The organism is Qipengyuania algicida (genome assembly GCF_009828025.1).
In the GTDB taxonomy this organism is placed as follows: Bacteria; Pseudomonadota; Alphaproteobacteria; order Sphingomonadales; family Sphingomonadaceae; genus Qipengyuania; species Qipengyuania algicida.
Genome location: NZ_WTYA01000001.1, coordinates 149,140 through 162,755 on the forward strand (window position 1 = coordinate 149,140; position 13,616 = coordinate 162,755).

14 protein-coding genes and 1 tRNA gene are annotated in these 13,616 nt (G+C 62.1%); 8 read left to right on the forward strand and 7 right to left on the reverse strand.

Features of this window, described 5'->3' with window-relative positions; genetic code table 11:
* Positions 1–4 precede the first annotated feature (4 nt).
* A complete protein-coding gene (locus GRI58_RS00780) occupies positions 5–1,810 on the forward strand; it encodes an ABC-F family ATP-binding cassette domain-containing protein (protein ID WP_160751653.1) in 1,806 nt (601 codons plus the stop codon).
* Entirely contained in the window at positions 1,807–2,379 is a 573-nt protein-coding gene (locus GRI58_RS00785; protein WP_337190855.1) for a uracil-DNA glycosylase family protein, read from the forward strand. Before GRI58_RS00780 ends, GRI58_RS00785 begins: the two co-directional genes overlap by 4 nt.
* 68 nt (positions 2,380–2,447) lie before the next feature.
* Here GRI58_RS00785 and GRI58_RS00790 read toward each other — a convergent pair whose 3' ends face one another.
* Positions 2,448–2,921 (reverse strand): DUF6456 domain-containing protein, encoded by a 474-nt coding sequence (locus tag GRI58_RS00790; RefSeq protein ID WP_160751654.1) that lies wholly within the window; start codon positions 2,919–2,921, stop codon positions 2,448–2,450.
* Between the two features lie 83 nt (positions 2,922–3,004).
* Between GRI58_RS00790 and GRI58_RS00795 the strand changes: the two genes are divergently transcribed.
* Complete coding sequence (locus tag GRI58_RS00795; protein ID WP_160751655.1) at positions 3,005–3,577, forward strand: helix-turn-helix domain-containing protein; 573 nt, start codon at positions 3,005–3,007, stop codon at positions 3,575–3,577.
* 163 nt (positions 3,578–3,740) lie between these two features.
* Here GRI58_RS00795 and GRI58_RS15495 read toward each other — a convergent pair whose 3' ends face one another.
* From GRI58_RS15495 to yajC, 5 genes are all read right to left on the reverse strand, one after another.
* Complete coding sequence (locus GRI58_RS15495) at positions 3,741–4,082, reverse strand: hypothetical protein (RefSeq protein ID WP_237451995.1); 342 nt, start codon at positions 4,080–4,082, stop codon at positions 3,741–3,743.
* Between the two features lie 150 nt (positions 4,083–4,232).
* Complete coding sequence (locus tag GRI58_RS00805; protein ID WP_160751656.1) at positions 4,233–4,850, reverse strand: flavin reductase family protein; 618 nt, start codon at positions 4,848–4,850, stop codon at positions 4,233–4,235.
* Positions 4,851–4,988: 138 nt separating this feature from the next.
* On the reverse strand, positions 4,989–5,963 hold the full coding sequence (gene secF / locus GRI58_RS00810) for a protein translocase subunit SecF (protein ID WP_160751657.1): 975 nt from the start codon (positions 5,961–5,963) through the stop codon (positions 4,989–4,991).
* An 18-nt stretch (positions 5,964–5,981) separates the two neighbouring features.
* Complete coding sequence (secD, locus tag GRI58_RS00815; protein WP_160751658.1) at positions 5,982–7,580, reverse strand: protein translocase subunit SecD; 1,599 nt, start codon at positions 7,578–7,580, stop codon at positions 5,982–5,984.
* 22 nt (positions 7,581–7,602) lie between these two features.
* Positions 7,603–7,926, reverse strand: a complete 324-nt coding sequence (yajC, locus tag GRI58_RS00820; protein WP_160751659.1) for a preprotein translocase subunit YajC — start codon at positions 7,924–7,926, stop codon at positions 7,603–7,605.
* Positions 7,927–8,125: 199 nt separating this feature from the next.
* On the opposite strand from yajC, the gene GRI58_RS00825 reads away from it, so the two are divergent.
* Positions 8,126–8,202: transfer RNA gene (locus GRI58_RS00825), tRNA-Pro, on the forward strand.
* Positions 8,203–8,216: 14 nt separating this feature from the next.
* On the opposite strand, the gene GRI58_RS00830 is transcribed toward GRI58_RS00825, so the two are convergent.
* Positions 8,217–9,836: a phytoene desaturase family protein gene (locus GRI58_RS00830; protein WP_160751964.1), complete on the reverse strand. Its 1,620-nt coding sequence runs from the start codon at positions 9,834–9,836 to the stop codon at positions 8,217–8,219.
* A gap of 118 nt (positions 9,837–9,954) precedes the next feature.
* Here GRI58_RS00830 and GRI58_RS00835 point away from each other — a divergent pair, with 118 nt between their 5' ends.
* The 4 genes from GRI58_RS00835 to GRI58_RS00850 all read left to right on the forward strand — a co-directional run bounded on the left by GRI58_RS00835 (position 9,955) and on the right by GRI58_RS00850 (position 13,606).
* Entirely contained in the window at positions 9,955–10,719 is a 765-nt protein-coding gene (locus tag GRI58_RS00835; RefSeq protein ID WP_160751660.1) for a DUF2334 domain-containing protein, read from the forward strand.
* A gap of 252 nt (positions 10,720–10,971) precedes the next feature.
* Entirely contained in the window at positions 10,972–11,919 is a 948-nt protein-coding gene (locus tag GRI58_RS00840) for a hypothetical protein (protein WP_160751661.1), read from the forward strand.
* Complete coding sequence (locus tag GRI58_RS00845; RefSeq protein ID WP_160751662.1) at positions 11,916–12,446, forward strand: DUF2141 domain-containing protein; 531 nt, start codon at positions 11,916–11,918, stop codon at positions 12,444–12,446. The genes GRI58_RS00840 and GRI58_RS00845 overlap by 4 nt, the downstream gene beginning before the upstream one ends.
* A gap of 5 nt (positions 12,447–12,451) precedes the next feature.
* Positions 12,452–13,606 carry a glycosyltransferase gene (locus GRI58_RS00850; protein WP_160751663.1) on the forward strand — a complete coding sequence of 385 codons (1,155 nt, stop codon included), beginning with the start codon at positions 12,452–12,454 and terminating at the stop codon, positions 13,604–13,606.
* Positions 13,607–13,616 lie beyond the last annotated feature (10 nt).

The window sequence follows — 13,616 nt, forward strand, 5'->3', positions numbered from 1 at the left end:
GCCCATGGCACAACCTCCAATTCTTTCCTGGGAAGGGCTCGGCCTTCAGCAAGGCGGTCGCTGGCTGTTCGGCGCACCGGAGACTGGCGGCCTCGACCTGCATATCGCCCCGCGCGACCGATTGGCGCTGATCGGCCGCAACGGTGCAGGCAAGACGACGCTGTTCAGATTGATCGACAATCGGATCGAGGCCGATCGCGGCTTGCGCAAGGTCAAGCCGGGTACGCGTATCGTCGTGCTCGAGCAGGACCCTGATCTCTCCGGCTTCGACACGCTGATGAACTGGGCGCTGGCAGGCGAGCACGCGCCCGAACAGCACGCGGTCGAGGCGATCGCCGGACAGCTTGGCATCGATATGTCCCGCGGTGTCGAAGGCGCGAGCGGCGGCGAGCGCCGCCGCGCAGCAATCGCCCGCGCGATGGCGCAAGAGCCCGACCTGCTGTTGATGGATGAGCCGACCAACCACCTCGATCTGGCTGCGATCGAATGGCTGGAAGGCTGGCTCGAACGCTACAAGGGCGCGTTCATCGTCATCAGCCACGACCGGACTTTCCTCAAGCGGCTGACGCGCGCAACCTTGTGGCTCGACCGCGGCGCGCTGAGGCGCAAGGAAGTCGGCTTTGGTGGCTATGAAGCCTGGGAAGAGCAGGTCTATGCCGAGGAGGCACGCGCCGCCGAAAAGCTCGACGCCAAGCTCAAGATCGAGGCACATTGGCTCGAACGCGGCGTCACCGCGCGGCGCAAGCGCAATCAGGGTCGGCTCGAAAAGCTGTGGCAAATGCGTGCTCAGCGCGCGTCCATGATTGCAGGCGCAGGCACGGCGAAGCTGAAGCTCGCAACCGAGGAGGATTTCAAGTCCAAGTCGGTGATCGTCGCGGAGAACGTCACCAAGGCTTACGGCGACCGGACGATCATCAAGCCGTTCTCCCTGCGCATCCAGCGCGGCGACCGAATCGGCATCGTCGGTGCCAATGGCGCGGGCAAGACCACGCTGCTCAAGATGCTCACCGGCGAGCTTGCGCCCGACAGCGGCACGGTGGAGATCGCAAAGACGCTGACCGGCGTGATGATCGATCAGCAGCGCCGCCTGATGGCCCCCGACAAGACCGTGCGGCAGGTGCTTGCGGAAGGCGGCGACTGGATCGACGTGCGCGGGGTACGCAAGCATGTGCAAGGGTATCTCAAGGAGTTCCTGTTCGATCCGGGTTTCGTCGATACCAAGGTTGGCATCCTGTCGGGCGGCGAAAAGAGCCGCCTGCTGCTGGCACGCGAATTCGCCAAGGCTTCGAACCTGCTGGTGCTCGACGAGCCGACCAACGACCTCGACCTCGAAACGCTCGACCTGCTGCAGGAGGTCATCGCCGATTACGAGGGCACGGTGCTGATCGTCAGCCATGACCGCGACTTCCTTGACCGCACGGTCACGCTGACGCTGGGACTCGACGGATCGGGCCGGGTCGATGTGGTCGCGGGCGGTTATGAGGATTGGGTGGCCAAGCGTCGCGCCCCGGTCGAACGCAAGCAGCGCAGCGAGAAGGCCGCCGCCCCCGCGCCCACCCCGCCGCCTTCCGCGCCCAAGGCAACCAAGCTCAGCTTCAGGGACCAGCGCGATTACGACCTCCTCCCCTCCCGGATCGAGGAACTGGACGCAGCGATTGCGCGCGGCGAGCAGATGCTGTCCGACCCCGAACTGTTCACCCGCGACCCGCAGAAATTCACCAATCTCACCAAGGGACTCGTAAATGCGCGGGCCGAGAAGGACGCGGCGGAGGAGCGCTGGCTGGAGCTGGCCGAGATGGTCGAGGGGTGAGCGAACGGCTCGCTGAAGAGATTTCTGCCTGCCGCGTTTGCGCCGAGCACCTGCCGCATGGCGTGCGCCCGGTGGTCAGCTTCTCTTCTACGGCGCGGCTGCTGATCGTCGGACAGGCTCCCGGATCGAAAGTCCACGCCAGCGGCATCCCGTGGGACGATGCCAGCGGGGACCGGCTGCGCGAGTGGACCGGGCTGAGCCGCGATCAGATGTACGACCCGGCCAAGGTCGCGCTGGTACCGATGGGGTTCTGCTATCCCGGCAAAGCCAGCGGCGGGGACAAACCGCCTCGCCGTGAATGCGCAGCCCTGTGGCACCAGCGGATTTTCGAGCTGCTGCCGCAAGACCGGCTGACTCTGCTGGTCGGCAGCTACGCGCAGGCGCATTACCTGCCCGACGCCGCCAAGCTGTCGATGACCGAAAGAATACGCCACTACCGCGACTTCCTGCCAAGCGTCTTTCCCCTGCCCCACCCCGCCTGGCGCAGCGTGGGCTGGATGCGCAAAAACCCCTGGTTCGAAGCCGAAGTGCTGCCCGAACTGCGCCAGCGCGTTGCGGAGCGGATGTAGGCACCTCCCTTCGCCATCTCCAAAAATCTGGAACACATGGAACACGGTCCTGAAGCAAAAATGTGCTCTCAGACGATGCGGTAGAAATCGGCCACCCGTTCGAGCGCAAGGCGCAGCACCAGCTTGCTTGAGCGCGCGGGCCATTCGAGCGCCTTTTCGGCGTCCGGAAGACCCTCGCCCGCGCAGGCAACCCGCCACAATATATCGGACAACCCACTGCCTGCTGACGTCATGGCGCCATCGAAGCGCGCCTTGGCCGCAATCTGCCGCTCGCTGGGCGATAGTCCGGCATCCGGCCCGCCGTTGATGCGCACCGGGTCCCACCGCATCGTGACCGAAGGTGCCAGCTGCGCGCGTTCGTAATCCGCCCGCAGCCTTTCGCCCGCATGGTAGAGGCGGTCGTTCAGATGCCCGCGCGCGTTGAGCCAGCTCAGCGGCGATTCGCCAAGGTTGATCGTCACCGTGCGTCGCTTGCCTGTCACGCTACCGCCCCGTCGTGGCCCCTCCACCGTCAGTTCGCGTTCGACCAGATGCTGTTTCATGGCGTTTCTCCTTCCCCGCACTCTTGCAAAAGCGTGGTCGATGTAGGAAAGCGGATAAACCAAATCGGTTAGTGAGGGCGCGAATGATCAACCGTATCCGGACAATTCGTAAGGACAAGGGCATGACCCTTGCCGAGCTTGCCGAAGCCTGCGTCCCACCAACCACCGCACAAACCGTCGGGCGGCTCGAGACCGGGATGCGCAATCTCTCGCTCAAATGGATGGAGCGGATCGGCGCGGCGCTTGGGGTTGATCCCGAAATGCTGGTGCGCGGCGAGGACCGCGAACATCCGCAGATCGTCGCCGCATTGCAGGCAACCGGCCCCGAAGCGCTGGCCAGCCCGCGCGACGCCTTGCCTCCTACTGCGCTTGGCGGCGAAGGTGCGCTGGTGGTGTTGCAAGTGGATTATCCCCACGGCGAATACCGCCCCGGCGACCAGTTGTGGCTACGTCAGCTGCCCCCGGAAGACACCGCCCGTGCCATCAATCGCGACGTGCTGGTCCCGCGCAAAGCCGGTCGCTTCGCCTTCGGTCGCCTTATCGATCGCCGCGAAAACCTCGTCGGCATCCTCCCTCCCGGCCATGGCGAAAAGCAGCAAGTGATCGACAATCCGCCATGGATCGCAGTCGCAGAAATGCTGGTGCGGCGGCTTTGATGCTGCCGATCCTGACTATTGCTACCAGCCAGAAATCCAGAAAATGGGGAGCCATTCATCTGCAATCCAGCTCGCCCAAAAGTAGTTGTTAAGTCGCATCATTGCTCGGAAAGCCGGTTAAAAATGGCTTGTTGCATATAATTGATTGATGCGATGGATCAGATCAGAAATCATCTTTCCAAGGTTCAAGACCAACGCATTTCTTCCATTGGCCTCCAATGGTCCCGAACTGCCTGCGGTATTCAATGCGGCTTCCCTCTCCTTCGGGATAGATGGAAAACGCCAGCGAAACACCGCCGTATCCATTTTTGAGCAGGACAACCTTAGAGCCATCCGGACGATCAAGAACCGGAACGTTGTTCCTATTCGCCAAGCAGAATGCAACAGCCGAGACAGAATGGTCCGAATGGTAGACCTCCGTCGGCTCTTTCGAGAGCACCTTCCCAGTCGACGCGCAGCCGGAAAGGGCCGCAAAAGCAGCGGCGACCACAAGTATCTTCTTCATTATTCCCCCTACAATTCAATCCTCTGCAAACAATGCAGAGAAACTGTTCCTGTCGCCATTGGCGATTCAGGTCAATGATTATGGATCGCAGTCGCGGAAATGCTGGTTCAGCGGCTCTAGCGCGTCGTGATGGCGGACTGATGCAAGGTTTCAGCCGGGCCGTTTCATCTTGAACAGGCGATCCGGGGTGATTTCGAAGTAGTCTGCCGGCCCGCCGCCGCGCATTATCGGATGTGCCAGTGCCGTCTGGTAGACCCCGGCTTCGATCATGCCGGTATCGATATGGATCGCAACGGCTTCGCCGATCACCAACCATTGGTCCAGCTCGCGCCCTTCCTTAGTGGTGAGCCTGATAAGCTGCGTCAGGCGGCACTCGAATTGGACCGGGCTCCCTGCAACGCGGTCGGGCTTCACAAGTGACGATGGCACGCTGCCGAGACCGGCAAGCTCGAATTCGTCGACAGAGGAATCGACGCTCGCCGAGGTAACGTTCATCGCCTCGGCCTGAGGCATGGTGGCAAGATTCCAGACGAATTCCCCTGTGGCCTCCACATTGGCGACCGAATCCTTCCACCCGGTCGACGAGAAGGCGACCAGAGGCGGGCTGTAGTTGATCAGGTTGAAGAAACTATAGGGCGCCAGATTGCGCGAACCGTCCGTCGCGGTGGTCGATATCCATCCGATCGGTCGAGGTGCGACAATGGCGTTGAGCGGGTCATGCGCGAGGCGATGCCCGTCGGCTGGCTGGTACGAATGATAGCTGGTCATGAAAGGCCATATGCGCTGTGCGCAAATTGCATCAAGAGCTCGCGTCTCTGAAAGGCTTCAGCGCAGAGCGGGGTCGGTTTGGCATTTGCCACCTGTCCCCGTCTGGCCAGTCACGACAATACTTCCCCGCCGTTACCTTCAAGCCTCCCCGCGAGCGATCCGGTCCTGCCGCTCTGCCGCGGTCTCGGTAGGGACAAAGCTGTGCGAGGTCACACCGAACCACACCAGCAGCGGCGCCGCCATGTAGATCGAGCTGTAGGTACCGACGAAAATGCCCAACGTGATGGCAGCCGTCAGACCGAACAGGCTCGGCGGGCCGAACAGCAGCAGCGGGATCAGCGCGATCAGCATGGTGGCGGACGTCATCACCGTGCGGGCCAGCGTCTCGTTGACCGACAGGTCGAGCAGCTCGGGCAGCGGCATCTTGCGATATTTCTTCAAATTCTCGCGGATGCGGTCGTACACGACGATGGTATCGTTGAGCGAATAGCCGATGATCGTCAGGATCGCGGCGACGATGTTGAGGTCGAATTCCATCTGCGTCAGCGCGAACATTCCCAACGTCAATGAGACGTCGTGGAACAGCGCCAGCAAAGCGCCCACACCGAACTGCCATTCAAACCGCACCCAGATGTAGATCGAAATCGCGATCATGGCGAAGAGCAGCGAGTAAAGCCCCTTGGAGAACAGCTCGCTGGACACCTTGCCCGAAACCGATCCCTTGTAGTCGCGGTGGAAATCGGGGAATTTGGCGCGCAGGCTGTTCACCACCTGATCTGCCATCTTGTCCGCCGCATCGTCGCCCTTGATATTCTTGGGCAAGCTCATGCGGATCGAGACCTGGTTATCCGCGCCGAAACGCTGGATCACCGGATCGCCAAAGCCAAGGCTGCGGACTTCCTTGCGCAATTCGGCCACCGGGGCCTGTTTGCTCTGGGTGAAAGTCGCCTGGATTTCCACGCCACCGGCAAAATCGACGCCGAAATTGAAGCCCTGGGTCAGCACCAGTGCCCAGCTCGCCGCGATCAGCAGCGCGCTGACGATGAAGAACGGCAGCCGCCACTTCAGGAAGTGGATGTTGGTGTCGTCGGGGACCATTTTTAGCAAGCGCATGATATTTCCTCCCCGCCCCTAGATACGCAGATCGCTCGGGCGCGTCTTGCGCAGCCATCCGGCGACCCACATGCGGGTGATGGTAACGGCAGTGAACATCGAGGTGATCACCCCGATGACGAGCACGACGGCAAAGCCCTTGACCGGCCCCTGACCGAACAGGAACAGCAGCAAAGCGGCAATCACGTTGGTGATGTTGGCGTCGTAAATCGCGCGGCTCGCTTCCTTGTAGCCGAACTCGACCGCCTGCATGACGCGGCGACCACGCTTGCGCTCCTCGCGGATGCGTTCGTTGATCAGCACGTTGGCATCGACCGCGGCACCGATGGTCAGCACGAAGCCGGCGATACCGGGCAAAGTCAGAGTGGTGTTCATAATCGCCATGATGCCAAGAATCATCAGCGCGTTGAGCACCAGCGCGCAATCCGCGTAGACTCCGAACCGGCCATAGGTCGCCACCATGAACAGCAGAACCAGGCCGGTGCCGATCCCCATGGCGACGAGGCCGCGATGGATCGAATCCGCACCGAGCGTTGCACCGACAGTGCGTTCCTCGATCACCTTCAGATCGACGGGCAAAGCGCCCGAGCGCAAGGCGATAGCGAGGCTGTTGGCGCTTTCTGCGGTAAACGATCCGGAAATCTGCGCCGAGCCACCAAGAATGGGCTCGTTGATGTTCGGAGCCGACAGCACCTTGCCGTCGAGGATAATGGCGAAAGGCTTGTTGACGTTTTGCGTGGTCAGATCGGCGAAGCGTTTGCCGCCCTGCTGGTTGAACTGGATGTTGACGATATTCTCATTGGTCTGCGGATTGACCCCGGCTTGCGCGTTGGTGAGGTTGTCACCGCGAATTCCGCCCAGCCGCTTGACCGCGATCGCGCTGCCCTGACCTTGTGCACCCTCAACGAAGGGCACGATCTCATCCCCCGGAGGGGCGATGCCCTTGGCGATGTCGCTCGGTAGCGCCGTCGTGTCGACCAGTTTGAATTCGAGTTTCGCAGTCTGTCCGAGCAGCTTCTTGAGCTGCGTCGGATCCTGCAGGCCCGGCACCTGCACCACGATGCGGGTATCGCCTTCGCGGATGATCGTCGGCTCGCGCGTACCGAGAGCGTCGATGCGCTTGCGCACCACCTCGACCGCAGTGTCCATCGCATCGGATACCGCCTTGTCGAGCGCGGCCTGCGTCGGCTTGAGCACAAAGCGCGTTTCATCGACCACCGACAGCGACCATTCGCGGGTCATCCCGGTGCCATTGACCAGCGGGAGCAACAGTTCGCGCGCGCGATCAAGGTCGACCGGATTGGCGACCATAAAGCTCAACTGGCCGCCACGGGTCGAGATATCGCCGATCTGGATACGCGGGCTCGCCTCGCGCATCGCATTGCGCACCGATTCGGCCATCGAATCGATCCGCTGGGTGGCGACCTGGTTAGGGTCGGCTTCCAGCAGGATGTGACTGCCGCCCGCCAGATCGAGGCCGAGATTGACCTCGGGATCAGGCAGATGGGCGGGCCAGCCGACACCGGCTATACTGACCAGCGAGGGGACCGCAGCCAGTGCGGCGATCGCCACCAAAAACCACAGCCACGCCTTCTTCCAGGTGGGGAAATCGAGCATTGTGCCAGCCTCTTCCGCGCGCTCAGTCGTTCGCCGCCGGGCTGCCGCCGGGCTGCAGGACCTCGGTGATGGTGTGCTTGACCGCCCTCACCTTGACGCCCTTGGAAATCTCGACCTCGACATAGACCTCGTCGACCTTGGTCACCTTGCCGACGATGCCACCGGCAGTCACGATTTCGTCACCGCGCTTGAGGCCGCCGACCCGTTCGCGATGCTCCTTCTGCTGGCGCATTTGCGGGCGGATGATCAGGAACCAGAAAATAACGACCATGCCCGCGATCGGCGCCCAGGTTACCCATGCGGGCGGAGTGGCGGCACCGGCAGCGGCGGCTAATATGTCGAGCATCTGTGAAAAAGGCCTGTCGAGTTGTTTCGGATAACACGCAAATCCCGCGGGAAATCCACCGTTCGTCGCGATGGAGCAACCGTTGGGATCGCATTGGCGAGCGCGCCTAGCAGCAATGTGGCGGCAGGGCAATGTGGCTCGCCGCTCTGTGCTTGCCATGCGCAAAAGCCCCGCCTATAGGCCCGCCCTCCACTGGTCTCGGGACGTAGCGCAGCCTGGTAGCGCATCACACTGGGGGTGTGGGGGTCGGAGGTTCGAATCCTCTCGTCCCGACCAGTGGTTTTACCCCCTCAATCCGCCCTTTTGCGCCGCAGCCAGCGTGGCCGCGCGTTGTCACGCAGGATCTCTTGCGCGGCGTTGTGGCCCGGCGCACCGGTAACACCGCCGCCAGGATGCGTGCCCGATCCGCACATATAAAGCCCTGAAACCGGTGCGCGGTAATCGCCATGTCCCAGCACTGGCCGCGCCGCCCACAGCTGATCGAGCCCCATGCAGCCGTGGAAGATATCGCCCCCGACGAGACCGAACTTGCGTTCCAGGTCGAGCGGTGTGTGAATCTGGCGCGCGATGATCGCCGATCTGAAATTGGGCGCGTGGCGCGTAACCGTGTCGATCACGCAATCGGCGGCTTCCTCGCGGCAATCGTCCCATGAACACCCACCTTGCAGCTCGGGCGCGAATTGCTGGCAGAACAGGCTGGCGACATGCGCGCCCGGCGGTGCAAGGCTGTCATCCAGCGTCGAGGGAATGCAGATTTCCACAATCGGATTTTTCGACCAGCCATGCGCGCGCGCATCGTCGTATGCGCGGTCCATATAGTCGAGGCCGGGCGCGATCACGATTCCGGCCGCGTGATGTTCGGCCTGAACCTTGCCCGGCAAGACGTTGAAATCGGGCAGCTCGGACAAGGCCACATTCATCCGCAATGTGCCGCTGCCCGCCTTGTACTGCGTCATCCGCCAGCGAAAATCTGCGGGCAGCTCGCTCGCGTCGACCATGCGATTATAGAGCATTGCCGGGCCGACATTTGCAGCGACAATGCCCGCGGCGATCTCCTCGCCGCTGTCGAGCCGCACGCCCACAGCGTTGCCACCATCGACCAGCACGCGATCAACGGGCGCTTCGAGACTGATCTCGACACCGGCATCTGCGCAAGCGTGCGCCATCGCCTGCGTGATCGCCCCCATGCCACCGATGGCGTGGCCCCATGCGCCGGGCTTTCCGTTCACCTCCCCGAACACGTGATGCAACAGGACATAGGCCGATCCCGGCGTTGAGACCCCGGCATAATTGCCCACCACCGCATCGAAGGCGAAAGCCGATTTGATCCGGTCATCCTCGAACCAGCCATCGAGGAAATCGCGCGCTGATTTCGTGAAGATCGCAAGCAGGTCCCGTTGCGCGGCAATCGGCAGCTTCGCCAGCGGCCATCCCTGCTTCGCCCCGCTCAGCAAGGCGCGCAAACCGCCGCCGGCGTTGGGCGGTGTTTCCAGCGCAAGGTCACGCATCACCTGCGCCATGCGATCGAGCGCAGCGTCATAGGCGGGATAGGCCGCAGCATCGCCCGGATTGAACCGAGCAAATTCAGCCTGCGTGCGCGCCGTGCCACCACCAAGCTTCAAATAATCGTTGTCGAAGGGGAGGAAATTGCTGATCGGGCGCTCGACAATCCTGAGGCCGCGATCATGCAGCTTCATGTCGGCAATCACCTTGGGACGCAGCAAGCTGACGGTATAGCTGGCGGTGGAATTGCGGAACCCGGGATAGAATTCCTCTGTCACCGCCGCTCCGCCGACCACATCGCGCCGTTCGAGCACTCGTACCCGAAGACCGGCGCGCGCGAGATAAAAGGCGCAGACCAGCCCATTGTGTCCGCCGCCGATAATGAGCGCATCATATCCGTTTTTCATACCGGAGACCTGCGCCAATTGCCCGCATCCCTCAAGGCCGATTGCGGCACTGCAATTGCTTTGACCGCTGCCATTCCCTAAATCATTGCTCATCGACCATCACATCGGTCTGGAGTGCATGACCGCAACTGACCAATCCCGACAATCGACACGGCGGCTGCTGGCATCGATCCACGACGTCCATCCCGGCTCCGTCCCGGCGGTCGAAAAGCTGGCCGGTATGTTCGAGCGCCATCTCGGCGGGCCGCACTACGCAATGCTGGTGGTACCCGATCATTGGGGAAAGTACCCGATCGTCGGCAACACCGGTTTTGCGCGTCGGTTGCGCGAATGGTCGGACAGCGGGATCGAGATTTTCCTGCACGGCTGGTTCCATCGTGACACCTCCGAACACAGCGGGATCGCCGCGCTCAAGGCCAAGCATATGACCGCGAGCGAAGGCGAATTCCTCGGCCTGACCAAAGGCGATGCGAGCTTTCGCATGAGCGAGGGGCGCAAACTGATCGAGGATATCATCGGCAAGCCGGTGGCGGGTTTCATCGCCCCGGCTTGGCTTTACGGCGCAGGGGCAATGGAGGCGCTGGCAGAAAACGGTTTCGCGTTGGCAGAGGATCACATGAAGGTGTGGCGCCCGGAAACCGACGAAGTTGTGGCCCGCGGGCCGGTCATCACCTGGGCGAGCCGCTCGCGAATGCGCACAGCATCCTCACTGTTTGCCGCTGCCGCCGGAAGGCTTGCGCTCGGACCGCTGGAAACCGTGCGTGTTGCCGTGCATCCGGGAGATATTACCAAGCAATCGATACTCGAAAGCATCGACAAAACGCTCGCGTCGTTTACCAAGGGGCGCAGGATCGGACGCTATCGCGACCTGCTGACAAGCTAGGTCGTGGGGAATTTTAGGAGGGAGCGCGGCTTCATTTCGCCACGCCAGGTTCATGCGGATCGCTAAGACTGATTTCATCGCCACCCCGGCGAAGTTTGCGCGCATGAGCGTGCATGGTTCATTCACTGGCCATCAAGCCAGACGATTTTATCCAGCCGGGCAACAAGCGCGGTCGGACGGGAACAGCTTGCGCTTCATTTCATCCATCGCCAGTTGCGATCCTCTCCTGTCAGTTCCACGGGAGTGCCCGTGTTGAACGAGGACAAATCCGAAATCGCCATGACCGAACAGCTTGCCACCGTGCCGCCACGCGACGGCTTCGCGCTCGAAGCGAACGACAAGGTAAGGGGCATCAACTGGGGTCGGCTGCTGACCATGGCACTGTCGGTTTCGGTACTCGCAGCCGCGGTCTGGCAGGCGCGCACCCTCGACCTGCACGATATCACCGCACTGATCCCCAGCTCGCCGCTGTTCTGGATCGTGTTCGCAATCAGCTATCTCGCGCAGCCACTCATCGACATGGTGATCTTCCAGCGCCTATGGCACGCAGGGCTGGGGGCATTCTGGGCCCTGTTGCGCAAGCTCATCTATAACGAACTTCTGCTCGGCTATCTGGGCGAGGTCTATTTCTACACCTGGGCGCGGCGCAATCTGCCGATCGAAGCGACACCTTTCGGTGCAGTGAAGGACGTGGCGATCATGTCGGCCATGGCCGGCAACATCATGACGCTGTTGTTCATCGCGCTGGCATATCCCTATCTCGCGCTGCTTCCGCTGCACGACCATGCTTCGGCTATCGCTTGGTCGCTGGCGTTCGTCGTGGGTTCATCGCTGGCGCTTATGCTCTGGCGTCGGACCATCTTTTCGCTCCAGCGGGGCGAGTTGTGGATGGTCTTCGGGATGCACAATCTGCGCATCATCGCCACGACCGTGCTCTCGGCGGTGCTCTGGCATCTGGTGCTTCCCGACGTCCAATTGGCATGGTGGCTGGTGCTGGCCGCAATTCGCCTGCTGGTTTCGCGTCTGCCGTTCGTGCCGAACAAGGACGTGGTGTTTGCAGGGATTGCCGTGCTGGCACTTGGACAGGACGTACAAATCGCCGCGCTTATGGCGATGATGGCAGCGCTGATCCTCAGCACCCATCTGATCCTGGCGCTGATTTTCGGACTTTACGATCTCGTTAAAGGAGACAGAACATGACCCGCAACCTCATGGTTGTCGCCATGCTGCCCCTTCTCGCAGCGGCAACGCATATCCCCTCGACCCCCGACCTGGGCAAGGCCGAAGGTGCCTGTCGTCCGGGCGAAACCGGCCCCGCCTTCCTCATCGATGTCGAAGGGCTCAAGGACCGGCGCGGCCTTATCAAGGTCGAGGTTTATCCCGACAACAATCACGACTTTCTGGCCGATGACAACAAGCTGATCGAACAGGGCAAGACCTTCCGTCGGGTGGAAAAGGCCCTGCCTGCCACGGGTACGCCCGAATTGTGTATCCGCGTGCCTGCACCGGGCCGCTATTCGGTGATGGTGCTCCATGATCGCGATTCGAACCGCAAGTTCGGCTGGCGTGTCGATGGCATCGGTTTTGCCGGGAATCCCAAGCTTGGATGGAGCAAGCCGAGCGCCGACAAGGCCAGCGCCGCCGCCGGTTCCGGGCTGACTCGCCTCGAAGTTGTGATGAACTACCAGCGCGGGCTTGGCATGAGGCCACTTCGCAAGGCAGACTAACCGGCATGAAGATTGTCGATGTCTGCGGTTTCTACACTCCACATGGGGGCGGAATCCGCACCTATGTGGACCAGAAACTCGCGCTCGCCGAACAATTTGGCCAGGATATCACCATTCTCGCGCCGGATGAGGAAGCTGGCGTCGAGGAGCGCGGCCCTCATGCCCGGATAGTGACCGTTCCTGCGGCGCGCTTTCCGCTCGACCGCAAGTACTTCGCCTTCACCGATGCAGCCCCTGTGCACGAAGCGCTCGACCGCCTGCAACCGGACCTGGTGGAAGTGTCGTCGCCGTGGCGCAGCGCAATGATCGCCAAGGAGTGGCGACCGGACGTGCCCAAGGCGATGATCATGCATTCCGAGCCGCTCTCCGCCCACGCCTATCGCTGGTTTGAACGCCTCGCCAAACCCGACACGGTCGATCGTCAGTTTGACTGGTTCTGGCAGCGCCTGCGCGAATTCGGGCGCACGTTCGAAGCGGTCGTCTGCGCCAATTCTCACCTTGCCACCCGCATGACGGAAGGCGGCGTCGGGCATGTCGTGAATATCCCCATGGGCGTGCAATCGGGTGCATTCTCTCCCGACCGGCGCGACGAAGGCTTGCGCGCCGAACTGCTTGAGCAATGCGCACTCGGGCCGGAAGCAACCTTGCTGGTGGTGGCCGGACGGTTGGCGACCGAGAAACGCGTCCCGATGCTGGTCGAGGCGGCCACGATCGCCGGACGCGACCGGCCGTTGGGCCTGGTTATCTTCGGCGAGGGGCGGGCCCATGCCAAGATCGTCCGCGCCATTGCAGGCAATCCGCATATCCGCCTGTTCAAGCCCGTTCGCGACCGCGAAAGATTTGCTGCCATACTCGCCAGTGCGGATGCCCTGCTGCACGGCTGCGAGGCAGAAACCTTTGGCATGACGACCGCCGAAGCGCGCGCTTCGGGCATACCGGTGATCGCCCCGGATCGCGGCGGAGCGTCGGATTTCGCTACCGGGCCTTATCAATACCGCGCAATCGATGCCGACGATGCAGTGCGCGCTATCCTCAGCCTGCCTCCGCATTTTGCGCCAGTGCCGCCGCGCGATCATGTGCGGAACATGGAAGATCATTTCGAAGAGCTTTTCGCACTTTACGAGCGGATACTGGCGAAGAAGCGCGTTCGCGCGGCCTAAACGCCTCCGC